Raw genomic sequence first — 22,883 nt, forward strand, 5'->3', positions numbered from 1 at the left:
TAGCGATTAATTGTCAGCAACATCTCAAATCGTATATCTCAGCCCGCTTCTTCTCGAATCTCATCTACCATGGCCTGAATAGAAGCATAGTCCTTTGATGATCGCGATCTTGTATCTCGATTATACGCAGTAAACCCTCCTTCCGCATTCTTCACCACAGCTATTGAATGAAGGCCATCAAAGGGATTGACAACAGGTCCAATGGTGTTATTCCAATAGGAAATGATCGCCACATCGCAGGCCTGTATCTTTGCGTCCCATTGGCTCAATGTAGACGCCTTGTACTCAACTGCATTATATTTCAATTTTTTGAAAAAGTCGTCCGCCTTCCACCAGCACGTTCCCAGCTCGCCCTGAGCAAACAGCGCGTTTAATTGACCCCAATTGGCTATGGTATTCATTTTATGTTTGTTTTCCAAAGCAATCAGTGCATTGTACATTGCAATGATCTCACACCCGTTATAATTCATCTCCCGCGAACCATAGTGCATATAATAAATCGCAGATCGAGTGGATTGCTGTCCGTTTACATAGCCACCTACCTTCCCATCGCCTGGAATACTGATATTCGCTTCATTATACAAATAATTCGCTCTGGCGCTGGCCAGTCTGGCGCTGGCTCCCACTTCCTTCGCTGCGGGCACCACAGGGGAATAGATTCCGTGCTGGCCTATATACAGATCCCGATAGACTGCCGCCTTGTCCACGATCATTCGGCTGTTCTGAATGCGGGCGTTGCCCTTGGCAATGCTGTATTCTCGTTTCCTTCCCATAATGTTCACCTCCGCGGCTCCTTTGGTCACATTGTAAACGAGGTACTTTTTCTCCTCCAGATTCTCATTGGTGGCGCCGTTGTCCAGCTGCTTGGCTACGTCCAGAACCACCTTCCGCAGATACCCTTCCCCCCGCTGCAGATCCTTGTTGCGGCGGAAACGTCTGTCCTTTTCCAGCTCCGATATCGTACCCCTCGTAGCCGGGGAGAACGCCGCATCTTCAGATATGTTGTAATCCAGTCCGCTGGTATCCCGCACTGTCGCCATTGGTTTTGTCAAATATTCTGTATTTTCTTCCTGCCGGCTCTCCAGATAGGGAATCGGACCCGCCCAGGCTATATTGCTTCCGCTCGCCTGACAGGGCCGTTCATTGTTCGACATCCCAATATCCAGCGCCATTGCTCCCTTTCCCGATTGGCTCATGGCCTGCTCCGGGTCCGGAGCCATTTTCCCGATCACCTGACCCCTGCTGACCGCTTCTCCCACACGCATTGAAGAAGGTCCCTGCAAGTTGCCGTAGCGCGCCTGCATGTAATTTCCATTATATTTAAAGTCTATGTACAGTACATATCCGTACGCCTTTGAGTATCCTTTATACGCCACCACTCCGTCGCAGACCGAGTATACGCTGCTGTTTAACGGGCCCTGTATGCTGATTCCCTGATTAAATACGGCGCACTGGTCGTCCAGCTCTCCATACCAAAGTGTCACCTCCTGGGAATCGGCGGGCCATTTCAACTCGTCTGAGTTGTCTGGTATCTCTGCGGAAGGTACAACAATGCGGCCTTCGTCACTGATTATATAGAGCTGATCATAGTCGTTTCCAAATACGATATAGCCATTGCTGGCGGCCATGCCCTGCAGAGCATAGGTGCCGCTGGAAGTGGCCCATTTCTGTGCGCCCGAGGCATCGTAGCAGTAACCTGCGCCGGTTGCTGAATTAGTATTTACATACAAATAATCTGCATCATCTGCTTGATACACCAGCACAGAACCCTGTATCGGTCCCGGAGTCGCCACAGTAGTCACAGCGTGCGTTGACCTGTTTATCTTCTGGATGCCTCCCGTGTCAAACCCGCTGTAGTAGCCTACATAGATGTCGGTAGACGTAACGGTGGGGGTAGATGTTGATGTGGCCGCCAGACTTGCCTTCCAATTAAACACCGGATTCCCGTTGTTATGATCAAAACACCACAGATAACCGCCCTGACTGGTAAAATACAGTGAATCGTCTACCAGTGAAATGGTACTGCGGACATTTCCGGCACTGAGATTCCCATCCACTGTATTCAGATTGACAGGATCAGCAGACGAGCCGAAGCCGCTGCCTACTGGCTGAGCATACAGGTACCCACCGTCGCCGCCGAAATAGACATAATCGCCGCTCACCACAGCGCCTGCCCAGTAGAAACCGCCGTTGTCCGGATTGTATGGCAGAAGTTCATCGATTTCTCCAGTCTGGCTGTCGAGATGTGCCTGATAGTATGTTCCCGAATTAGCAGACCAGGTCCCGAAATACAAATATTCACCGATCTTTACGATAGGTGTGTTGATCTGATTGTTGTCGGGCAGGCTGTAGGTCCACTGGGTCGTGGGCGTATCGTCGAGCCCTGTTACCTTTGTAATGGAACCGACCACGCCGCGTAAATTGCCGTTATCCGTCATCCGATTGTACTCGGTAGTCCCTACATAAATAGCCCCGGCTGTCGTGTCCAGATACGGCGTGGACAGCTGGAACCCACTGGTCTGGCTAAGCTGTATGTTCCAGACCAACTCACCCGTCATACAATTCACTTTAGCTAGACGACCGCCGCCGGCATCGCCGCTGACCGTATATCCGTCATACAGTACATAAGCGAACGTTCCGTCAGCAGTAGTCTCCATCACCGGCGCCGCATTGATGCCGTCCCATCCGGATCCATTGTTAGGAAGCGTCAGCTTCAACTCATCAAGACTCCCCGTCGGCGTGGCATCTGTCACCAGCCCGTTGTGCATCTCATTCCCCTAGTAGGTGTGCCAATTCGTAGAAGCGAAGGCTGCTCCGCTCATACTGAGTACCATGGAAAGTGACAGCGCTGCCGCCAAAATCTTTCTCATATGCTTTTTCAACATTCTCTCAGTTCTCCTTTACTGCTATACATCAACCTATTTTCATCTCTCTGCTGCTCAGAGCTGCAACAACCATTTGTCCTGCGTATTTTATCGGCACTAACTTTCACAGGGTAAAAACTTTTGAAACACATGGAATATCAGAACCATAATTTTCGACACAAAAAAAGCTGTGGAGCATTCCACAGCAAGATCATTCTCTCAGAAAACACAATACCACATCCTCTTTCAAATCCCTTCCGCTGTGAAATAGGAACGCCTTTCCCTTTGTTTTGAAGGAGCAGGGACTTTTCGGACACAGCGCAATTTCTGCGCCGAAAAGCCCCTGCGGATGAAAAGGCAATTTCAGCCAACATACTGGGATCGTACTGTCTGATCCCGGGATCAGTCCGCGATACGTGACCGCGGCAGCCGAAAGCTCGCTTTCAGCTGCAGAGATGAGAAACAAAAAACTGTGGCCAAAGGCCACAGTCCGTATTTACTGTTATTCTGTTTCCGTTACATCACCAAAAATCCCCGTTGGTGTAACATGGCATTATGCAGGTCTTCTGGCTCGTGTATCCTCATTTTCTGTTCGCCTTCCCGAAATAGATTCAGTGGCTGACGGGTTGTTCCCTATCTTGAACGAAAACTCCACACTTACAGCGGCGGGACCGCGCAGGACTTGAACCTGCTTCCCTCTTAGCTGCCGGGGATCTCCCGACAGAACATAAACCGATCATATTCAATTGGCCGGCGGTCGGTCCGCAAAAGACGACTGCCGCCTGACAGCTTTTATATTATCAGCATCCTGTGCCGCCGTCAACCCCCGAAAGCAAATTTCTAATTTTCTTTGACTTCCCTCATATTCAATATCTTGTGGACTGCAAACATCAGCGCCACTATACACAGAAAACCCAGCATGTTGACCGAGACGATCGTATAGTGGTCCAGCCTGGCGGAGACGAGTAACACCAGCGCCATCAGAAGGGCAGCGCCGCAGCCGATCCCAAACCGTCTCAAAATTTTTTTCCTGCTTTTCTCCTTCCCGTCCATTCTGCCGCCCGGCAGGCTGAAGGCGTTTTTGGCAATGTACAACACAATGCCGCAGGCCGCAGCCGTCACCGCCGCGTACTGCAGCAGATCCCCCAGTGTGATGACGATGCTGAGTTCCGGCCTACTGCCTGTGACCAGCGCTCTGATCAGGTAATAGGTCTCCGGGGAGAGCGCCAGCTTTACCGCCCCCAGTACCGCCGTACACAGCACCAGCGTATCCAGCGCTTCAAGAACGCGCTCCCCGACGCCGGCCGGCGGCAGACTGGCGATGATCTGGTCACAAAAGCCCTGCAGATCGCCCCCGGCGATCTCCCGCAGGCTTTCCCCTCTCTCCTGCGCGTCCAGCGTCATGGAAAGAAGATCGTTCCGCACCTCTTCCTGCCGGTTTTCCGAGATGCCCGCGACCCGGATATAGCAGACCATATCTGTCATAGCCGTCCTGTTTTCCTCATTCAGCTTTCCATCCATCTCATTGTTCAAACGGTTCAGTTCCTTCACTCTTTTATTCATCCCTGTTTCCTCCTCTGATCTCTTCGGTCCGGCTTCCCGGCGCCGGCGGCGAGGGACGGTCGCTGTTCATGACCTGATTCACGGCATTTTCCAGTTCCATCCAGCTTTTGGAAAAGCACCGCAGTTCCTCGATTCCCTTATCCGTGAGTGAAAAATATTTTCGTTTGGGCCCCAGCGCCGACTGCCGGTACTGAGCCGAGATCAGACCGTTCTTCTCCAGCCGCAGCAGCAGCGGATAGATCGTTCCCTCTGCGATCTCTGAGAATCCATATTGCCGCAGCTGTTGGGTTATCTCATATCCATAAGTCTCAGACCTGCCAATGACTTTCAGAATGCAGCCTTCTAACGTTCCCTTCAGCATCTGTGACGGTATCATCCCATTCTTCCCCCTCAGCTTTTCCCATCCCATTTTGTCCTTCCGGAAGTTTCAACGGATCTTTGACTGCCGCGTCTATAAGTCTCAGCCGTACGCATGTTCTGCACGGCACCGCCTATCTACATTGCAATGCAAAGTACCTTGACTATATGGTATTGCAAAGTAGTAGAAATGTCAAGAAAAAACATGCTGGTTTTTCTTGATTTTCGGGAACCTTTTTCCCTGTTCTGTTATCTTATATATGTCCGGACAAAATCAAACGAATGGAAATGGATAGCAAATGACGAAAACGCAGTTTTGCACCCTCATAAATGAATATCAGCTCAGTCTGTTCCGCCTGGCGAAAAGCATTCTGAAAAATGACGCCGACGCAGAAGACGCTGTTGGAGAGACCATATTGAAAAGCTATGCAAAGCTCCATACACTGAAGGATGAAAGCAGCTTCAGACCCTGGATCTTCCGCATACTGATCAACGAGGCCTACGCGGCGGCAAAGCGCCGGAGCAAGGTCATCTGTATGGAAGATGCGGCCCAGGCCGAACAAGCAGGCTTTTCCGCAGGCGGTCTGCCCGGTTCGGCATCATACGCCGACGGCGGACCTTCCGCAGCCGATCTGCGGGAAGCCGTCGATCAACTGGAGGAAGAATTCCGCATCGTCACCCTTCTGTTCTATTATGAAGATCTCAGCCTGAAAGATATCGCCTCCGCTCTCCGCCTGCCGGAAGGAACCGTAAAATCCCGGCTTTCCAGAGCGCGCAGACAGCTCAGAGCGATGTTGGACGACAAAGGAGAATAAAAATGGAAAGAGAAAAATTTAAGAATATGACGGATGATGAATTTGACAGCCGCCTGCGCCTTCTGGCGCAGAGGGAGACCGCCCCGCCTCCCCCGGGCTTCGAAGCGCGGATCCAGGCCCGGCTCCAGAGCCTTCCGGAGCAGACCCGCAGACCGTCCCGCAGGATCCGGCGGCTGCTGACAGCCGCCGCGGCTGTGGCTGTGATCGGCACTATAACCGCCGCGGCGGCTCCCACGCTGTTTCCCATGGCGCGAAACGCGGTTTCCTACTTCGCCGCGCCCAGCGAATTCCGCTACCTGTCCCAGCAGGCGGCCTTTGAACGGTTCAGCGCCGCCGTGGGCGCCTCCACAGAGGATCAGGGCATTAAACTGACTCTGGACGATATTGCTGTCAGCGACAATTACATCAATGTTTTTTATACCGTTCAAAGCGACGCCCCCATCGTTCTCCGCGGAGACGACGGTACGCCGGAGAGCTGGCGGGCAGCCTGGACCGCGCCTGCCTTCTGGTTTAAAGCGGACGGGACCTACATCGATCCTGCTGCCCAGATCGAGACAGAGGGCCGGCTGGAAGACGCTTACACGCTGAAAGGGATGCAGCGCTTCGCCGTGATGAACGCCCTTCCCGACACCTTCCAGCTGGAGCTTTATACCTCCGAAATGCTGGACAAAACCGGAGATTGGCACATTGCCGTGGGGATCGACAAGAGCGCTGTGGCCGCGGAAACGCTCACAGTGGAACCGGACAGAAAGATGACCGTCAACGCGGGCGGCACATCCCATCGTTTTACTGTCAGCCGCGTCAGCGTCTCGCCTTTCGGCGGGCAGCTGGTCCTGAGAGAACGGACCGGAAGCGTTCCATTCTGCAGTTTTGTACTGCGGGATGATCAGGGAAACTATCTGCCGGTACTCAACGATTCGCTGCAGAGCAACTTCCTGTTTGCGATCTCCAACAGCTTTGAATTCCTTGGCGGCAGCACAGACATGAAAAGTCTCACGCTGGTACCCTACGAGGCCGCTCCTCCAAAGGACGAGAGGACCGGAGACGTGGATACCAGCGGAGATTCCGCCGCAGGCAGCCGTATTATCCCTGTGCAGGAGGCCGTGGGCGCCCTCATGGAAACCACGAATCTGGGCGGAGTGCACATCGACTCTCTGGATATCCGGGACGGCGTCGTCACCGTAGTCGGCACGCCCTACGGCGCCGCGGATCTGACATTCCAATTTGAACTGACCGACAAAAACGGTGAAGCGCTGGGCTGCTCTTCCTACGCCGAATACCATTACGACCGGACGAAGGGCACCGTGACCTGCGTCATCCGGCTGGATGCAGAGGCCGGCGAACTCGAACGTATTCAGCAGCGCATCGGCGGACTGAGCTATTACTGCCAGGAGATCCGGCTGCTGGAAGACCAGGCTGCAACGATTGAGATGAAATAGCCGCAGCGGTAAATTTTCAAAGGGGTATCGATCTAACCGCCGGCGGGGGAAGAAGCGCGAGACCGTTTCTTCCCCCGCCGGCTTTTCATTTGTTCGCAACAAAGCGATGGCTACAACAGCACTTGACATACCTAGGTTATCTTAGTAAAATAAAAGAAGCAACATACTTAGACCATCTAAGCAAAGGAGGCGAATACGCATGCAGCTCGACAAAGGATTGATCGGTGGGAGCACCGTGCTCATGGTTCTGTCACTTCTGAAAGAAAAAGACTGTTATGGCTATGAGATCATCCGCCTGCTGGAACAGCGCTCCGACAGCACCTTTGAATTCAAGGAAGGATCCCTGTATCCGGTGCTGCATCGGATGGAAAACAGCGGATATGTCACATCCTACATGCACACCGCTGATTCGGGGAAGCAGCGCAGATATTACCGCATTACCGGAAAGGGCCAGGAACAGCTGGCTGAGGAAAGAAGACAGTGGGATATCTTTTCCCGATCTGTCAATAAGGTCATCCGCGGCGAAGCCTGCGGACTCGTGTGATCCTCGGCGCATTTCGCCGCTTCCATCCCCAAAACGATACCAAGGAAGGCAGGTCTGATGCAATGAACCCTACTGAAAAAAACAGCGCCTCTTCATCTCCCTCCGATCAGTTTTTGTCGCAGGTCCTTTCCTGCGTCAGATTCCGTTACGACCACGCGGTCATCCGCCAGGAGCTTTTGGACCATATTGAGGACCGCAAAGACAATTATATGGAAGAGGGCGTGAAAGATGGGGAAGCGGAGATCCTGGCCGTATCCTGCATGGGCGACGCCAGGGAGCTGGGCGAAGCGCTGAACAGAGAACACAGCCCTCTGCTGGGCTGGATCTGGCGGATCAGCGGATGGGCCGCTTCCATTTGTGTTTTTCTGGCGGTGGTCCTGACCATACTTCCTCTGGGGCATATGATGCTGTCTCCCTTTATAAACAGCGCCGATAACATTCCACGGGATCAGATCGTCTACTCACAAAAAATGGAGGAACGCGTGCAGATCGACGACAGGGTCATCATCCTCCGCAAAGTCGTCTTTACACAGACCGACCGAAACGCCGATACGGGTACGCTGCACATTCTCTGGGACAACTATGAAAAGCGTCTCCATTTCAGCGGATGGGGCTTTACCCTGTCAGACTGCCGCTTTACCGACCAGTCAGGCCGGGAATACCTGTTTTCCGGAGGTTACTCGTCCGCCGGGCCACTCAGTCGCTGCAGCACAGAACTGGACGGCTTTCCCAAAGGGGCGGAAACGCTGTATATCGACTACGACCGCTACCATCGGCAATTTCACATAGAGATTCCCCTGCTTCCGCCCGGATCGGGCACAGGTCCGATCTCAGGGACAAACTTACCGGGAGGTGACGCCTCATGAACAGAAAAAAGGCCCTGATCCGAAACCTGGCGCTGACCGCCGGATGCACTCTGCTGATCTACACAGTCTCCGGCTTCTTTTTCGTCCCCGAATCTGCCTTTCGCGTGTCAGAACGCAGCAGCCATTACGGTCCCTCAGAGATCGTCTGTGTGGGCGACGCTGGCAGCGCGCAATATTTCTTCGGCTCCTTTGAAAACTATATCTCCCTCACGGAGATCAAACGGTATTATCTCCCTGTGCTGTGGACCATCGGCAACCAATACCTGGGCCATCGGCGGGATCTCTCACAGGCTCTGGATCCCCAGTACTCGTCCCATGTACTTTCCGATGGGCTGTCAAGTGCCGGGGCCGGACGCCGGGTCATCGTTTACGGCTATGTGAACGATCCCTCCGTCACGCTCCTGGAACTAAATTACGGCGACGGCCATGTCCTGCGGCTGGATCTCCCGGATCCGGATGGCGGATCATCTGCACAGTCTTTGCAGCGCCGGGTTTTGCTTCCCGGCGACGCGGCGGCCGCAGCGGCCCTGCCTTCTGACAACGGCGTTTTCTTTCTTTTCTGTTTCATTCAGCCGCCGGACTCCTCCGCAGTGATGTATTACCGATGGCTCCGCGGTCTCAGTTCCGACCAAACCCTTCTCTATGAATACAGTCCCCAGACCGGCGTCACCATCCCGCCGCCGGATTCCTCCTCATAGTATAGATCTCTCTGACTTCCGGGCGCGCCTGCAAAACGGCGCGCTTTTCTTTTCTGTGCTATACTGATAACGGCAGCTGCAATATTTCCTGCACAAAAATATTGCAAAAAACTGAGTGAAACGGCTTTCTGCTGCGAATGTATAAGTGTAAAGGCCTTACAAGCCGATGAACCGCAGCCCGGCACAGAGCAATACGGAGGACGGGATCCCATCCTTCCCTCCCGTTCCGCACAGAGAGAAAACCGGCAAGGCGGTCCGGCCACTTTAGAAAAACGCATCAGTAAAAGAGGTAGACCTATGAATGATAAGCAATTAATACTGCTTTTGAGAAACGCCCCCTCCGAGGGGCTCTCCAAAGCAATCGACCTGTACGGCGGCCAGGTCAAATGGATCGCCGCAAAAATCATCGGCGGAGGTCGGGAACAGGATGTGGAAGAGTGCGTCTCCGACGCCTTCGTCCGCCTGTGGCAGAATATCGACCGCTACGACGGGGAGAGCGGAACGCCCCTGAAGAGCTATCTATTTGGTATTGCCCGGCACACGGCGCTGGATTACAGGAGAAAAAACGAGAAGGCGGGAGATCTGCTTCCCATCGAGGAAAACGATCTGGAGGTGAATATCGACTTTGCGGATCAGATGGCCGGCGACGCGAACCGCAGGATCCTTCAGGAAAGCATCGACGGGCTAGGCGAACCGGACCGCCAGATCTTCATCCTGCGGTATTACCTGGGAGAACGGGTCTCCGCCATCGCGGAACGTCTCTCGCTCCAGCCCAAAACCGTTGAAAACAAACTTTACAGGGGAAAAAAGACACTGAAGAACGCCTTGATCGAAAGGGGAATCATCATATGAAGAAACTGGAAGATATAATGGATCACTATGAGTGGAAAGACAGCGGGACCATGATACCCGACAACCCCCTCAGCGCGGAGGAAAAGACGCGCATTCTGGAAAAAACTCTGGCGAAAGCCGGCCTGGCGGACGCGGCCTCCCACGGCGTCCAAACCGCCCGGACCCATACCGGCTCGCCGGCGGCAGACGCTTCATCCAAAACGGCGGGCAGGTCCGGCAGAGAGGGCGGCCCAGGAAGCGCAGGATCCCATCGGCGCAAAATGTGGACCTTGGCCGCAGCCTGCGTACTCGTCCTGGCCATGGCCACCGTCTCTTTCGCAGCCATCGCCCTGGACAAAAACTTCTTTGACTTCTTTGGCGCCAAAAATCAGGAACAGCAGGAAATGCTGGGCAATCTGAGCGCAGTGATCGACAGACAGACAACAGACAACGGCTGGACGCTGGACGTCCGGGAGGCCGTGGGCGACGGCAATACCGTCAACGTCCTCTTCGATCTGATCGCTCCGGAAGGGACCACATTAGATCAGGATTATTACAGCTTTTCCACCGCCTTTGTGGACCTGCCGGACAATCCGCGAGGAGGCGCAGGCTATTACTTTGAGCTCCTTCCGGACGATGATCCGGCGGACAATAAACTGACCATGATGCTGTGTTATGATACGGAGCGAAATCTCTCCGGTTCTACCATGCGTTTCCGCTTCTCTGACCTGATGGTGCCAAAAAACCAGGAAGAAATGGCGCTCATAGACGCGCTGCCGCCCAGAACAGAGCCGGGAACTCCGGGAGACGAATACGACGTCAACAAACTGGTCGCCAGCGGAAACTGGGAGATCGACTTTCCTCTGAATTACAGGGATGTATCGGCCGCCATCAAACCTGACGCGAACATCAGTCTCTACGGCGGCGACTGCAAGATCACCCAGGTGCGTTATTCCCCCATCTCCGTATCCATGACCATCAAGGGGAAATCCATCGCGGTGTACGACAGCCAGCCCCCTGAGATCTACGGCACAGACAACAGCGGCGATGGATCCGCCGCGCTGCAGCCGGCGGATGACGCCATGATCTCTTTAGAACCGGCAGGGGGAGAAAGCCAGGGTGCAGAAAACGGCGTATACGGGACCACCGATCAGGAGCTCAGGGTAACGCTGAAAGACGGTACCGTTGTCGCCACGGGAGGCACCGGCACCAGCATCACAGGAAATACGCTCACCGTCAACAGCCGTTTCCAGGAGATCATCGACCCGGCGGACATCGCTTCCATCTCCTACGGCGGAGTGGAGATCCCTGTCAACTGATTCGACAGCGAGTCAATTACAGTCCAACATTTCAATAACTGACCTTCCTCAAATCTACAGGATACAGATCCGGATCTTTCGCACAGGCTGCGGGAACCGGATCTGTTTTTCTTTTCACAGCTTATTCCCTTTCCCCCCTTTTTTCAGTGTCTTCTGATTTACGTTTCAAACTGTACTGGTCCCTTCTAAAATTCTCACTGTAACCATAAAATAATCCACAATATTTTTAAACTGTTATTTTAAAAATAAATATTTCCGTATATTTTTACAAGTACATACTCGTGCTATGATAAGAACATGAGAATCAGCCGGAACGAAGTTCAGCTGCTGCGGCAGCGCCCTCAGCTGCAGGCCGGCTGCGAATGGAGGTACATAGATCATGAGACAGAACAAAATCGCGGAGCTCTGTGAGACCGCACTTTTCACCGCCCTGGTGTTTCTCGGCGTTTCCATTTTTAAATTTCCCTCGGCTTTCGGATACTCGCATCTGGGAGATTGTATGATCTTTCTGGCCGTGCTCATGCTGGGGGGCCGCCGGGGCGCTCTGGCCGGCGGCGTCGGGGCCGCTCTGGCCGATCTGATCGGCGGATACGCTATCTGGGTGCTGCCCACCCTGATCTCCAAGTCGGTCATGGCGCTGGTCATGGGCGCTATGATCCGCAATCATATATTCGGTCTGAAAGGCCGTCCCCTCTGGGCGCTGGCGGCGGTCAGCGGCGGCATCTGCCAGGCCGCCGGCTACACTGCAGCCCGCATCATCTTCTATGGCACCGCCGCGGGATTGGCGTCGCTGCCGGGTCTGACTTTTCAGACTGCCACGGGAATCGTCCTGGCCTTTGTCCTCTCAGAGGCCCTGCAGAAGACCTCCCTTCGCAGCCGTTTCCGCTATACCACCGACAGAAACAATACGGCATCGGAGGCGGAAGCCTGCGGGCAGGCGGCCGCGCGTTAATGAAAGAAAGGAATTACCACTATGTCTGACACAATGCTGGAACGAATGAAAAAATTTAAAAAGATCGACGCCCACAGTCATATCGGAAATTTTGGAGGATGGGCCGGCGTCCGCATGACTGCAGAGGAACTGATCGCACAGATGGACGAATACAATTTTGAAAAAGCTGTTATTTCCACCTTCCCGGCAGACGAGAGCATCGCCGCCGTGGACAAATATCCGCAGCGGTTTGTGGGCGCCGTCTGGGTCAACCCCTGGGACGGCGCAAAAGCGCTGGATCAGATCCGCAGCGCCGTGGAAGATCACGGCTTCAGGGCGGTGAAGCTGCATCCGCTGTCCCAGGCCTACCTGCCTAATGACGAATGCGTTTTCCCAGTGGCCAGGCTGGCTCGTGAACTGGATATTCCGCTGATGATCCACACCGGTCATCCTCCCTTCTCTCTCCCCTGGAGCGTGGCTCAGCTGGCAGAAATGTACCCTGACGTGCGGATGGTCATGATCCACATGGGACACGGAAACGGCATGTACATTCAATCCGCCATCGACATGGCGAAAAAATATCCCAATCTCTATCTGGAAACTTCCGGAATGCCCATGCACAATAAAATAAAAGAAGGCTACGATACCGTAGGACCGGACCGTATTATGTTCGGGATCGACGCCCCCTTCCATCATCCCACAGTCGAACTGCAGCGAACTCTGGTCAGCGGACTGACAGACGGGCAGCTGGAAGATGTGTTCTACAATAATGTAAAAAAACTGCTGAAGCTGTGATCGTTGAAAAAGCATGCCCTCCTTCCGGGAGCGGGCATGCTTTTTCTTTTTCTGCATCTATGCCTTTTTTCAATTTTCTCCGGCAGTCCGGTCATCTGTCTGACTGCCTCTCCCGCCGCGGCCGCCGCCCTGGCCGCCGAAGTCTCCGCCGGGCTGACCCATTCCACCCATTCCGCCCCTGCCGCCCGCAGGGGCGTTAGACGCAGCTGCGGAATCCAGCGTGATCTCTTCCGTGGCGCCGTTCACCGTCAGTTGATAAGTCTTTCCCGCTGTCAGATCCGACGAGCTGAACTGTACACAGTCAAACTGTTTCTCCGCTGTCCAGCCTGCGATCTTCGCGCCGCTTTCATCCGACAGCAGGATCTCGGTTCCGGCTTCCGCTTTCTCGGAGAGGACCCAGAGTATGGAGCACTGAGCTGAACTGTCGGAAAAGCCCTGGGCCATACCGCTGCTGCCCGCTCCCATAAACACGCCTCCGGATATGACGGCGGTCCCGTTATAATCCAGCGTCCCGTCGCCGTTTCCCGCCGGTCCGTTGACTGTGACCGTACCGCCGGTGATGGTCAGATCCCCGTTGGAGTCGATTCCGTCGCCGGATGCGTCAACCGACACAGTGCCGCCGCTGATCAGAATATAGACCCCATCCTGAGCCTGATCGCCGCCTCCAGGGCCCGGTCTTCCGCCCGCAGAAGATCCGCCGCTTCCATCGGTGGCGTTGAGACCGTCGTCACTGGAAGTCACGTCCACCACGCCGCCGCTGATCACGATCGTTTTTCCCTCAAGGCCCTCATAGCTTTTCGATATGGTCAGCGTTCCTCCGCTTACAGTCAGATCGCCGTCGGCGTGAGCGCCGTCGTCTCCGGTAGCAGCTGTGATCTCTCCTCCTGAGACGGCCAGCCCCCCGTTGCTGTGGAGGGCGTCATCAAGGGTGTCAAGGGAAAATGTGCCGCCGTAGATCAGGAGCTGACTTCCCGCCTTCAGACCTTTGGTGCTGGCTGTATCTTCCTGTGTCTGCAGAGCCCCGCCGCTGATATTCTGCGGCAGCGGTACGCCGCCGGCGCCCTCTGCCGGTCCGTCCGGCAAGTTCCGCGCCGGCGGATTTCCTATCCCCTGTCCCGAGGTCGACTCCAGCGATCCTCCATCCGGCGCTGCGCCTCTCTGGCCCGGCGCGTTTCCGGCCATACCTACAGCCGCGCCGGAAAGCGCCGGAGTCCCACGGAATGCTGCCGCCGAACTGCCGCCGGGCCGGCCGCCCTCAAAGCCCACGCCGCTGACGCGGTCCTGCGCTAGCCACCAGATAGCTTTCTTTTTTTTATACACCTCTAGTTGTGTTCAAGAGCCGGGTCTCGTCTTTCCCCCGCCGCCGCCCCGCAGTACGGTCTCCGCCTGAACGCCGTCTCCTTCCTCCGCGGTGATCTGAAAGGTGCCGCCGTACAGATAGACGAAGCCCCGAAGCTCATCCTCTGAATTATCGGACTGGATCCCATCCCCGCCGGTATTGAGTACGAAAACGCCGTCTCTGATCTTTACGCAGTCTTTTCCGTAAAGTCCCTGTCCCTTTGCGGTCACTGTGATCTCGCCGCCTGTGACCGTCAGATCGTCCTTGGAGACCACGCCGTGCTTATAGCTGCCCGTGACAGTCAGCCCGCCGCTGCCGTTGATCGTAAGATCCGCTTTGCTGAATATGACCCCGTCTACCTTGTTATCCTCATCCTCTGCAAAAGCGCGGGTCTCTCCGTCGGACAGCGAATTCTCGCTGTCCGGCGCCAGTGTGAGAAATACCTTATCCGCTTTCTTAATGTAGAGCGCCGCGTTTGACTCACAGTGAACAGACGCGCCGTTCAGTACGATCTGCAGCTTTGTTTCCCCGTCCGCGTCCACTATGATCTGTCCGTCGCTGAGACTTCCGGAGACCAGATAGGTCCCTTCCTCAGAGATCGTCACTGTGTTCCCACTGACGGCAGCCCCCGCTCCCGATATCTCCGTACCGCCGTCGGACAACAGGATCTTCGTGGCGGTCTCTCCGTCATAAGACGGGTCCTGATCTCTGTCGCTGAAACTGAAGTCGATTTCCGCCGCAGACGCCTGCGTTCCGCATCCTGCCGCCAGTACGCACGCCACCGCCAGCAGGACGGCGGTCCACAGACAGATCAGCTGTCTCTGCTTTTTTCTGCTTAATCTTTCACCTATCATCTCTATAATTCTTCCTTTCCGGCTGCCATACGGCCGCACACGATCTCCAGATTGCCGTTTCTGCAGCGCAGCTCGTCTATCATGGCTTTTTCCCTGCTGCAGTCCTTCAGCACCACCTGATACTCCAATTTAAACAGACTTCCCATATTTGTGGTTTTGACTTTCAGCAGTTCCCACTTGCGCAGATATCGGGAAAACAGGTCGTCAAAAACATCAGTGTAATCCAGTCCCTCCGGTATGGTGATGAGCAGATGCCTGACAGTCTGTTTCGGCTCCCCGAACTTCGACAGATTCAAAAGTACAGTCGCAAGACCCATGACTGCCGTAAACACCGCCGCCACCGCCAGACACCCCATCCCTGTGGCCAGCCCCACTGCCATGGCCAGAAAAATACTGCTGATCTCTTTGGCCGACCCGGCCACTGAGCGAAAACGCACCAGGCTGAACGCTCCCATGACCGCCACGCCGGCGCCCAGGTTTCCGTTGACCATCATAATGACCGTCTGCACCATCGCGGGCAGCAGCGCCAGCGTAATGACAAAACTTTTATTGTACGTATTCCGATGCATGTAGATCAACGCCCCCGCCGCGCCCAGAACCAGAGACGCGCCGGTATTGATCAGATAGCTGCTGATTTCGCTAAGCACAGATCCTTCCTCCTCCTGTTTTTCTTTCTCCGTTCTGCAGACCGCCGGCCGCCCCGTTTTCGCCGGACACTTGTTTTTTGCCAGCTGTTCGTCTTTCATCGGTGGTCTGCTCTTCAACTGCCGTTCGTTTTTCCACGGCAGTCTTCTCTTCTGGGCCCGTTCGCTTTTCATCAGCGGTCTGCCTTTCGCCGTCTGTGACGTTTCGGCGTTCCAGTTCTTTCAAATACGCTTTCCCATACTTGGAAAAAGACGCCGGGTAGATCGACAGACCGGCCAGGGCTTCCGAAAGCCATAAGGGCATGGCCCCTTCCAGCTTGACTTCCATGAGACGCTGTCCCGGTTCTAAAAGATCCTTGCCCCACACTCCGGCTGTGAGATCCAGCGCTTCCGTCCGGTAGCGTATGCGGCTGTCAAAGGTGAGCCGCAGCTCTGCGTTCTCCTTTCCGCAGAATGCGCTGCGGTCATAGGCCAAAAACATAGCCGGCCGTATATTGCCGTAAAACTGCATAAACCAGTCGATCTCCCGCAGGATCTGTTCCTTTCCGCCGGCTCCTTCCGGACGGCCGGTTCCCCGCAGATAATTCCGTGCCTCCCACAGGGGCAGATCCGCCCGGCGTTTATACACCACTCCGTCAAACTTTTTCTTCAGCTCGATAAAGACCACGCTCTTCTGATCCGGCGTCCCATAACTGCGCATTCTCAGTTTCTCTTTATACACCGGCTTCTCCAGAGATGCGCGGATCAGCCGTCCGTCCGGCGTGTCATAGTAAATATTGCAGATCGTATTGTTGGCGTACCGATCCGCTTTCATATGATCTTCCAGGAGCTGCCGCAAGGCCATGTACTGCGCCTCGCTAAGCAGATATTTCTTCTCCACCCGCTTGAAAACGCTCTGATATTCCTTCACAGTTCTCCCCTCCTTCGCTGTAGTTTTACCGCTTCGCCGCGTCCCGCGGCGCCCGATGTTTTCATTATAGCCAGTCAACCTAAAACACACTTAAAAGGAAGCTTAAAGTTTACTTAAAAAGCCTTCTGCTCAAATAAAAAAGTTTCCTTTGGAAACATGATTCGCTCTGCGGGCTCACCTTCACAAGGTGAACTTTTTTGAAACATACGGAAATATCTGCAGACGATATTTCCTATGGTATAAAAACCGGCGGAGCTGTACCGCTCCGCCGGCCTGCCGCCTTTATTCAGGTCATGACCCTGTTTTACAATTCCACTGCAAAACAGATGCGTTCCCCTTCTCTCCTTGCGGCGCTGATCCTGCCGCCGTGGGCGCGGGCTACAGCCTGAGCCACCGAAAGACCGATGCCGTAACCGCCGCTGTCCCGCGAACGCGATTCATCTGCCCGGTAGAACCGGTCAAAGAGCCTGGACAGATCCCCGGGTATATGGCCGCATGTATTTGTGACCTCCAGGCAGCATCCTTTTCCCCGCTTTGACAGCGTGATCAGGATGCTTCCTCCCGGGCTGCAGTATTTCACCGCGTTGTCTGTCAGGATCGTGACCAGATGGGAAAGTCCGGTCTCGTCGCCCCGCACGGTAATATCCGGCTGTATGTTTATCTCAAGTTCCACGCCCCTTTGCTCAGCCAGAGGCAGGAAGGCCCAGGCGTTTTCCTGTACCAGATCGCTGAGATCCACATCGGAAAAGGTCAGTCCCGGCTGGTCTTCCTCCATACGGGACAGCGTGAGGAGATATTTTACCAGTTCGCTGAGACGCTCCACCTGATTGTGAATGCTGGCGGTCCATTCGCTTTTCCCGCAGGTCATTTCTATCACATCGTTATTAGCCGATATGATCGCCAGCGGCGTTTTGATCTCATGACCCGCGTCGGTTATGAAGCGTTTCTGCTTCTCCATGTTTTCGATCACCGGCCGGATGGCCCGCTTTGAGAGCACCGATACCAGGATCAGGACCACTGCCAGACACGTCACCGCGATGGCGCAGGAGTTTCGGAAAAAGGTCATCGCTGTCTCGATCTGCGTACTGCAGTCTACAAAGATCAGAAGCAGGCTGTCCTTTCCCGTAGTCACCAGATAGCGATAGCTGTCCCGATAGCCCTGGGTCCGCCCGCTTTTCAGCGCTTCTCTGGCGTACTGGCGCGCCTCGGAGGCGGTGACGGCAGCGATATGGCTGATATTTACCTCCGTGACTGCCTGAGTCAGATCTGTTCTGACTGTGAAGTAACGGGTCTCAAAGGGGGTCTCCTCGTTGAACTTCAGTCCCTCCGGCTTTGACCTGCGGGGCTGTTGTCCGGACTGCGCGGCCGGCCTCGCGCCCCCGGACGCCTCTGTAGTTCCGGGCGCCGCTTTATCCCCGGATCCCGTCTCATTCCCGGATCCCGCCCCGTCTCCGGGCGCAGTCCCGCCCTCCGGCGTCACGGCGGCGCCGGGTGCAGCCGGATCTCCGGCCGCCGGCTTTTCTTCCGCCGCCGATCTGTCGCCCCGCCGCCCCTGCTGATCGGGGAATGAACCGTCGTTTTCCGCCAGCATCATCAAGAGCCCATCCGCCCGCTGATTCATGTGATAAACATTAGCCAGATTTACAGCTCCCAGAACAACGGCCATTACCAGCAAAAGAGAGACCATTGTGATCGCTATGAATTTTCTCTGAAGCTTCCTAATCATCTGCTTTCTCCAACATGTATCCGGCCCCTCGGGAAGCCCGTATGGTCACGCGGGGATCCAGCGCGGCCAGCTTCTTTCTCAGATTAGAGATATAGACCCAGACCACATTGATCTCCGCCTCTGCGTCAAAGCCCCATATCCGTTCCATAAACTGCTCGGTGGAGATCAGGCGATCGGGATTGCTCATCAGCATTTCGAGAACCTGAAACTCCTTATTTGCCAGACGAAATGTCAGGTGAGCCTGATCGGACCCGTCCGCCGCCGCGTTCACGGCGGAAAGCTCGAAGGAAGCCCGATCCAGCTGGATTTTTCCAAAGACCAGACGGTTGGGCGCAAACTCCGCCTTCCGTCTCGTCATAGCCCGCAGCCGGGCCAGCAGCTCGCCCATGGCGAAAGGCTTGGGCAGATAATCGTCGGCTCCCAGGTCCAGTCCCGAGATACGATCCTCCACCTCCGCCTTTGCCGTCAGCATGAGCACCGGCGTGCCGTTTCCCCGCGCCCGGAGCTCCTGAAGCACTTCCAGCCCATTTTTCCGGGGCATCATAATGTCCAGGATCATGCCGTCGTACTGGCCCGACAGCGCCCAGTCCAGCGCGTCCGCGCCGTTATACACCGCATCCACGGAGTAATTGTTGTGTTTCAATATGGCGGTCAGAGCATTGGACAGCTCCTTCTCATCCTCTGCAAGCAATAGTCTCATTGTCTCCTCCGTCCTCCCAGACCCAAGCCGTCTCACATTGCGCCGTTCCCTGATCTGTATTATATCTATTTTACCTTAATTCTACCTAAAAATCACGGATCAGTGTCAGCGGCAAAAACAACAGAGCCGGACTGTGGGATGCATTCACACAGTCCGGCTCTGCCTCGGGGCAATTTAATTCGGGCACTTCAAAATGAGCAGATCTCAAATTCATCGTACATTGACGATCGGCAATTTTTCGCATCTATCCACTGAACAGTATTATCGATCACAGATAAAGCGTGTCCCCGATCAGCCGTACGCTTCCGTCGGTCAGCAAAAGATTGAACAGTTCGGCAGGAGCCCAGCTCACGCCGTTCACCTCGTAGGCCGCAGCGCCCAGAGCGGTGGGCTTGGACATGCCGATGGCCTTGGCGCTGGACATATAATAGCTGTCCTCGCCCAGCTTTACAGTAGTCTGCACTTCATTGTTGGTCAGTTTCACGGATTCGGTGGCTCCGTCCCAGGTAACCGTGAATCCCAGTTTCTCGGCAGTCAGCCGCAGAGGTACCATGACCACTCCGTTTTCCACTTTGCCGCTCCCAACAGCGATGTCGCCCTCGCTGACGATAGTCACGTCGCGGTCTTCACTGGGGAGGACCACTACCTTCTGCGCGTTGGCCTGACCCGGCATGGAGAGAGCTACGATATCGTACCACGCGAAGATCCTGGTTCCCATATGGATATCCGTGTTCCTGACAATGTTCTTTGTGTAGAGCGGGGAGACCGGCGTGTCTGCGGCCACTCTCACGATGATCGTGCCGTTTTCCGCCAGCAGGCTTACGGTGCCGTCCAGCTCGCTGCTTTTTTCCACGGTGAGCAGATGTGCCGGCAGGCTCTTTTCGTCCAGATTTACAAGGATCGCCTCAGCGTGGGACTGAGGGGGCAGGCTCCGCGTCATCGCCGCGCTGTAGTAAGCGTATATCTCCTGACCCACCTTCAGCTCTGATCTGTTCACGGGAAGTCCCGTCTGCGTATCCATGACGACGGTGCTGTCGCTCAGATTCAGGCGGATGGCCTGGGGAGTAGCTTCCACAGTCTCGATCAGGATATGGGAAGACTCGGCCGCTCCGATCTCCGCAGCGCCTTCTCCGGCGTCCGCGCCGTCCGTCTCTTTTCCGTCGCTGAGGTTGATCTCCTTTATGACCGCTTTCGAACTTACGTTATACAGGTAGTACCCCGGATCCGGCATGACAGCCGTATCCCCCGCCGGGGTCTCCGTCCCGGAAACCGGCCCAGCCTCTGGGCCGCCGGCCGGTGTGTCCGCCGCCATCGCCGTGATGCTCCCTGTCAAAATCATGACGGCGGAAAGGCCCGCCGCTGCCACTTTTTTCAATTTCATAGTGATCCTCCTTAACGTTCTATACTATCTGCTTTTTTAAAGCCTATTCTCTTCTTCCGAAAAGCTCGACTAATGATTAGACGGCCCCAAACAAAAAAGGTTCCGCAATTACCGGAAAAAAATTAACTTAAACGCCTTCCTGTCTACCTCCCGCTCCGGTCCGGGTCCCACTGTTGTTTCCGGGGGCCTGATGACAGAGGAATAAGCGCATCCCAAAAGACGGAAAAACCCTGAGAAACAGGATGCCTGCTTCTCAGGGCCTTCACTTTATGATGGGTCTGTTTTTCAGTTCATTTGAACCTTCCTCAATGGGAGGTCAGGTCCATGTACCTTGATCCTTATTTCTCGATGGCCTTCGGAGTCGCTCTCAGAGTCTTATCCAGAACGCGGCTCACGATCACTGCAGCCTCTGCGCGGGTAGCGTTGTCCTGAGCATTGAACTCAGCGCTGTTGTTTCCGGTTACGAAGCCCTTCATGTAAGCCTGCGCTACATACTCCTGCAGATCTGCGGGAATCGCAGCGTAGTCGGCGATATAATCTTCCGGCTTCTCAACGGTGACTTTCTCTTCCTTCAGCAGAACTTCGGATACGCGGACCAGCAGCAGGCTCATGTTTCCTCTGCTCACAGCCTTGTCTCCCTCAGCCTTTGCCAGCTCTTCTTCCGTTACCAGCTTCAGGTCATAAGCCTTCTGCACGACCTGCTCGCCCCAGGTGCCTGTGGCGTTTTCCGGAGTTACGGAAGTCTCGCCCGCAGCCTTCAGCAGCAGAGACAGCAGCTCAGCGGTGGTCACCTGATTGTCAGGCTTGTAAGTTCCGTCCTCATATCCTCTGATGATGTCCTTCTTGATCAGAGTGTCGATGAAAGTAGCCATCGGGTTGTCCTTGGCGTCTTCAAACTGGCTTACGCCCTTGGCAGCGTCAAACACAAATCCCGGTGTCGTGGTGCCAGCGGCCGGAGTGGTGGTAGCGGCCGGCGTCGTGGTGGCCGCGGGTGTGGTGGTGCCAGCGGGAGTAGTGGTACCTCCAGGAGTGGTAACAGCTCCGCCGGTCACAGCGCTTCCGCTGGTGGTGATGGCGCCTTCCGTAGTCGTGGTATCTGCCGCACCCGCAGGGGTCTTATCCTCGTCAGCAGCGAACACTGAGGTGAACATTCCCATACTCAGAACCATAACGCAGACCAGCACAAATGCGATGCTTTTCTGTAAACTTTTCTGTTTCATTTTCAGATTGCCTCCTTGCAACTCCTATAAAAATATTACTGGTGTTAAGTATAAACTAATTTAAGGATCGATTCAATAATTTTGTCTGAAATAAACAAAACTACGCGAAAAATATCCGGTATAATCCCATAAATTTAAATATGCAGGGCATATTCCCATAATAATTGCGGCTTAATTCCCTGTATTTAACTATTGCAAACTCCGTCGCAGGAGATATGCTTATTTCCTGCATAAAAAAACATACCCGGCGTGCCTGACGGCTGCCGGGTATATCGTATCGCTCTTCGGCTTTTACAGCCTGCGGTTTCCTCTAGCCCGCAGGGTGCTGTCTCTCGTACTCTTCCATGGCGGCCTCGTCGGCGGCCTGTTTTTCCAGGATCGCCTCGGCCAGCATCATATCCTTCACCTTCATGAGACGCGTCTGATTTCCACGCTCGTTCTCATCCAGCTTCATGCGGATATATTTGATGGTCTCCTCCAGCTGGGGGATCATGATGTACTCCAGCGCGTTTACACGGCGCCGTGTCTTCTCGATCTCCTGGGCCAGCAGACTGGCTTCTTTTTCCATAGCCGCCAGTTCCAGCATGACGGGGAAGACCTCCGACAGTCTGGCGATCGCTTTATCCAGCTCCCCGGAGGTACCGGCAAAGCCATAAGGATAGATGTTGTCCGCGCCCTCCTGGGCGGAGGAAAATTCAAATTCCGGAACGTCAACGCTCATGACATTTTTGGTGCTCACGCTGAGGTCGACGCTCTGGGTGGGATACATCAGGGCCTCCTCCATCAGCTGCGGCGACATGACGGCGCTGGCGATAGTGAAATTGCTGTAGACCTCGCCCAGCCGCCGTTCCACCTCTTCCCGAAGGACCTTGTTCTTCTTCGCCAGTTCCAGGAACTGCTTCATCAGCTCATCCCGCTTATCCTTCATGAGCTTGTGGCCCCGCGAAGCCGTAGCCAGCTTTTTTTTCAGCGAGGTCATTACCATTCTGGTGGGGTTAACATTCATTCTTGCCATTCCGGCTCACCCCTTCCGCTAACCGCGTCCAACCGCGGCGCCTCCCGGGACAGCTCCCGGCGAAACTCCGGC

General features: G+C 54.9%; 21 protein-coding genes and 1 riboswitch. Of the genes, 9 read left to right on the forward strand and 12 right to left on the reverse strand.

Going from position 1 to position 22,883, the window contains the following annotated elements:
- Nucleotides 1–38: 38 nt before the first annotated feature.
- The 3 genes from E0E37_RS10045 to E0E37_RS10055 form a co-directional block, all read right to left on the reverse strand.
- Nucleotides 39–2,768 carry a peptidoglycan DD-metalloendopeptidase family protein gene (locus E0E37_RS10045; RefSeq protein ID WP_130862924.1) on the reverse strand — a complete coding sequence of 910 codons (2,730 nt, stop codon included), beginning with the start codon at nucleotides 2,766–2,768 and terminating at the stop codon, nucleotides 39–41.
- 635 nt (nucleotides 2,769–3,403) lie between these two features.
- Nucleotides 3,404–3,610: riboswitch (cobalamin riboswitch) on the reverse strand.
- A 94-nt stretch (nucleotides 3,611–3,704) separates the two neighbouring features.
- Nucleotides 3,705–4,427, reverse strand: a complete 723-nt coding sequence (locus tag E0E37_RS10050; protein ID WP_130862925.1) for a hypothetical protein — start codon at nucleotides 4,425–4,427, stop codon at nucleotides 3,705–3,707.
- Nucleotides 4,420–4,836 (reverse strand): PadR family transcriptional regulator, encoded by a 417-nt coding sequence (locus tag E0E37_RS10055; RefSeq protein WP_330548571.1) that lies wholly within the window; start codon nucleotides 4,834–4,836, stop codon nucleotides 4,420–4,422. Before E0E37_RS10055 ends, E0E37_RS10050 begins: the two co-directional genes overlap by 8 nt.
- Before the next feature lie 247 nt (nucleotides 4,837–5,083).
- Here E0E37_RS10055 and E0E37_RS10060 point away from each other — a divergent pair, with 247 nt between their 5' ends.
- From E0E37_RS10060 to E0E37_RS10100, 9 genes are all read left to right on the forward strand, one after another.
- Nucleotides 5,084–5,599 carry an RNA polymerase sigma factor gene (locus E0E37_RS10060; RefSeq protein WP_130862926.1) on the forward strand — a complete coding sequence of 172 codons (516 nt, stop codon included), beginning with the start codon at nucleotides 5,084–5,086 and terminating at the stop codon, nucleotides 5,597–5,599.
- A gap of 2 nt (nucleotides 5,600–5,601) precedes the next feature.
- Nucleotides 5,602–7,038: a DUF4179 domain-containing protein gene (locus E0E37_RS10065; RefSeq protein WP_130862927.1), complete on the forward strand. Its 1,437-nt coding sequence runs from the start codon at nucleotides 5,602–5,604 to the stop codon at nucleotides 7,036–7,038.
- 199 nt (nucleotides 7,039–7,237) lie between these two features.
- Nucleotides 7,238–7,582, forward strand: a complete 345-nt coding sequence (locus E0E37_RS10070) for a PadR family transcriptional regulator (protein ID WP_130862928.1) — start codon at nucleotides 7,238–7,240, stop codon at nucleotides 7,580–7,582.
- 62 nt (nucleotides 7,583–7,644) lie between these two features.
- A complete protein-coding gene (locus tag E0E37_RS10075; RefSeq protein WP_130862929.1) occupies nucleotides 7,645–8,448 on the forward strand; it encodes a permease prefix domain 1-containing protein in 804 nt (267 codons plus the stop codon).
- Complete coding sequence (locus tag E0E37_RS10080) at nucleotides 8,445–9,146, forward strand: hypothetical protein (protein ID WP_130862930.1); 702 nt, start codon at nucleotides 8,445–8,447, stop codon at nucleotides 9,144–9,146. Before E0E37_RS10075 ends, E0E37_RS10080 begins: the two co-directional genes overlap by 4 nt.
- Nucleotides 9,147–9,443: 297 nt before the next feature.
- Nucleotides 9,444–9,998, forward strand: a complete 555-nt coding sequence (locus E0E37_RS10085) for an RNA polymerase sigma factor (RefSeq protein WP_130862931.1) — start codon at nucleotides 9,444–9,446, stop codon at nucleotides 9,996–9,998.
- Nucleotides 9,995–11,296 carry a DUF4179 domain-containing protein gene (locus E0E37_RS10090; protein WP_130862932.1) on the forward strand — a complete coding sequence of 434 codons (1,302 nt, stop codon included), beginning with the start codon at nucleotides 9,995–9,997 and terminating at the stop codon, nucleotides 11,294–11,296. The genes E0E37_RS10085 and E0E37_RS10090 overlap by 4 nt, the downstream gene beginning before the upstream one ends.
- Nucleotides 11,297–11,675: 379 nt before the next feature.
- Nucleotides 11,676–12,248 carry an ECF transporter S component gene (locus tag E0E37_RS10095; protein ID WP_130862933.1) on the forward strand — a complete coding sequence of 191 codons (573 nt, stop codon included), beginning with the start codon at nucleotides 11,676–11,678 and terminating at the stop codon, nucleotides 12,246–12,248.
- 21 nt (nucleotides 12,249–12,269) lie between these two features.
- Nucleotides 12,270–13,022 carry an amidohydrolase family protein gene (locus E0E37_RS10100; RefSeq protein ID WP_246019690.1) on the forward strand — a complete coding sequence of 251 codons (753 nt, stop codon included), beginning with the start codon at nucleotides 12,270–12,272 and terminating at the stop codon, nucleotides 13,020–13,022.
- Nucleotides 13,023–13,091: 69 nt separating this feature from the next.
- On the opposite strand, the gene E0E37_RS10105 is transcribed toward E0E37_RS10100, so the two are convergent.
- The 9 genes from E0E37_RS10105 to E0E37_RS10150 form a co-directional block, all read right to left on the reverse strand.
- Nucleotides 13,092–14,342 carry a carbohydrate-binding domain-containing protein gene (locus E0E37_RS10105; RefSeq protein WP_130862934.1) on the reverse strand — a complete coding sequence of 417 codons (1,251 nt, stop codon included), beginning with the start codon at nucleotides 14,340–14,342 and terminating at the stop codon, nucleotides 13,092–13,094.
- A gap of 12 nt (nucleotides 14,343–14,354) precedes the next feature.
- Nucleotides 14,355–15,215 (reverse strand): carbohydrate-binding domain-containing protein, encoded by an 861-nt coding sequence (locus tag E0E37_RS10110; RefSeq protein ID WP_130862935.1) that lies wholly within the window; start codon nucleotides 15,213–15,215, stop codon nucleotides 14,355–14,357.
- A gap of 2 nt (nucleotides 15,216–15,217) precedes the next feature.
- Nucleotides 15,218–15,862 (reverse strand): DUF4956 domain-containing protein, encoded by a 645-nt coding sequence (locus E0E37_RS10115; protein WP_246019691.1) that lies wholly within the window; start codon nucleotides 15,860–15,862, stop codon nucleotides 15,218–15,220.
- Nucleotides 15,855–16,769 carry a polyphosphate polymerase domain-containing protein gene (locus E0E37_RS10125; RefSeq protein ID WP_246019692.1) on the reverse strand — a complete coding sequence of 305 codons (915 nt, stop codon included), beginning with the start codon at nucleotides 16,767–16,769 and terminating at the stop codon, nucleotides 15,855–15,857. The genes E0E37_RS10115 and E0E37_RS10125 overlap by 8 nt, the downstream gene beginning before the upstream one ends.
- Nucleotides 16,770–17,073: 304 nt before the next feature.
- On the reverse strand, nucleotides 17,074–18,495 hold the full coding sequence (locus E0E37_RS10130) for a sensor histidine kinase (protein WP_130862937.1): 1,422 nt from the start codon (nucleotides 18,493–18,495) through the stop codon (nucleotides 17,074–17,076).
- Nucleotides 18,488–19,195 carry a response regulator transcription factor gene (locus E0E37_RS10135; protein WP_130862938.1) on the reverse strand — a complete coding sequence of 236 codons (708 nt, stop codon included), beginning with the start codon at nucleotides 19,193–19,195 and terminating at the stop codon, nucleotides 18,488–18,490. The genes E0E37_RS10130 and E0E37_RS10135 overlap by 8 nt, the downstream gene beginning before the upstream one ends.
- A 268-nt stretch (nucleotides 19,196–19,463) precedes the next feature.
- A complete protein-coding gene (locus tag E0E37_RS10140) occupies nucleotides 19,464–20,576 on the reverse strand; it encodes a copper amine oxidase N-terminal domain-containing protein (RefSeq protein ID WP_130862939.1) in 1,113 nt (370 codons plus the stop codon).
- Between the two features lie 338 nt (nucleotides 20,577–20,914).
- Nucleotides 20,915–21,796, reverse strand: coding sequence for an S-layer homology domain-containing protein (locus E0E37_RS10145; protein ID WP_130862940.1), 882 nt, complete (start codon nucleotides 21,794–21,796; stop codon nucleotides 20,915–20,917).
- 310 nt (nucleotides 21,797–22,106) lie between these two features.
- Entirely contained in the window at nucleotides 22,107–22,811 is a 705-nt protein-coding gene (locus tag E0E37_RS10150) for a V-type ATP synthase subunit D (RefSeq protein ID WP_130862941.1), read from the reverse strand.
- Nucleotides 22,812–22,883 lie beyond the last annotated feature (72 nt).

The sequence above is a fragment of the Bacilliculturomica massiliensis genome, from assembly GCF_900605495.1.
Taxonomy (GTDB): Bacteria; Bacillota; Clostridia; order Peptostreptococcales; family Anaerovoracaceae; genus Bacilliculturomica; species Bacilliculturomica massiliensis.

Bases quoted from the DNA above. Each gene is read 5' to 3' on its own strand.
- E0E37_RS10135 (WP_130862938.1), bottom strand. From the start codon at position 19,195: ATGAGACTATTGCTTGCAGAGGATGAGAAGGAGCTGTCCAATGCTCTG.
- E0E37_RS10100 (WP_246019690.1), top strand. From the start codon at position 12,270: ATGTCTGACACAATGCTGGAACGAATGAAAAAATTTAAAAAGATCGAC.
- E0E37_RS10140 (WP_130862939.1), bottom strand. From the start codon at position 20,576: ATGAAATTGAAAAAAGTGGCAGCGGCGGGCCTTTCCGCCGTCATGATT.
- E0E37_RS10070 (WP_130862928.1), top strand. From the start codon at position 7,238: ATGCAGCTCGACAAAGGATTGATCGGTGGGAGCACCGTGCTCATGGTT.
- E0E37_RS10045 (WP_130862924.1), bottom strand. From the start codon at position 2,768: ATGCACAACGGGCTGGTGACAGATGCCACGCCGACGGGGAGTCTTGAT.
- E0E37_RS10130 (WP_130862937.1), bottom strand. From the start codon at position 18,495: ATGATTAGGAAGCTTCAGAGAAAATTCATAGCGATCACAATGGTCTCT.
- E0E37_RS10080 (WP_130862930.1), top strand. From the start codon at position 8,445: ATGAACAGAAAAAAGGCCCTGATCCGAAACCTGGCGCTGACCGCCGGA.
- E0E37_RS10065 (WP_130862927.1), top strand. From the start codon at position 5,602: ATGGAAAGAGAAAAATTTAAGAATATGACGGATGATGAATTTGACAGC.
- E0E37_RS10075 (WP_130862929.1), top strand. From the start codon at position 7,645: ATGAACCCTACTGAAAAAAACAGCGCCTCTTCATCTCCCTCCGATCAG.
- E0E37_RS10085 (WP_130862931.1), top strand. From the start codon at position 9,444: ATGAATGATAAGCAATTAATACTGCTTTTGAGAAACGCCCCCTCCGAG.
- E0E37_RS10055 (WP_330548571.1), bottom strand. From the start codon at position 4,836: ATGGGATGGGAAAAGCTGAGGGGGAAGAATGGGATGATACCGTCACAG.
- E0E37_RS10060 (WP_130862926.1), top strand. From the start codon at position 5,084: ATGACGAAAACGCAGTTTTGCACCCTCATAAATGAATATCAGCTCAGT.
- E0E37_RS10050 (WP_130862925.1), bottom strand. From the start codon at position 4,427: ATGAATAAAAGAGTGAAGGAACTGAACCGTTTGAACAATGAGATGGAT.
- E0E37_RS10150 (WP_130862941.1), bottom strand. From the start codon at position 22,811: ATGGCAAGAATGAATGTTAACCCCACCAGAATGGTAATGACCTCGCTG.
- E0E37_RS10145 (WP_130862940.1), bottom strand. From the start codon at position 21,796: ATGAAACAGAAAAGTTTACAGAAAAGCATCGCATTTGTGCTGGTCTGC.
- E0E37_RS10095 (WP_130862933.1), top strand. From the start codon at position 11,676: ATGAGACAGAACAAAATCGCGGAGCTCTGTGAGACCGCACTTTTCACC.
- E0E37_RS10110 (WP_130862935.1), bottom strand. From the start codon at position 15,215: ATGATAGGTGAAAGATTAAGCAGAAAAAAGCAGAGACAGCTGATCTGT.
- E0E37_RS10090 (WP_130862932.1), top strand. From the start codon at position 9,995: ATGAAGAAACTGGAAGATATAATGGATCACTATGAGTGGAAAGACAGC.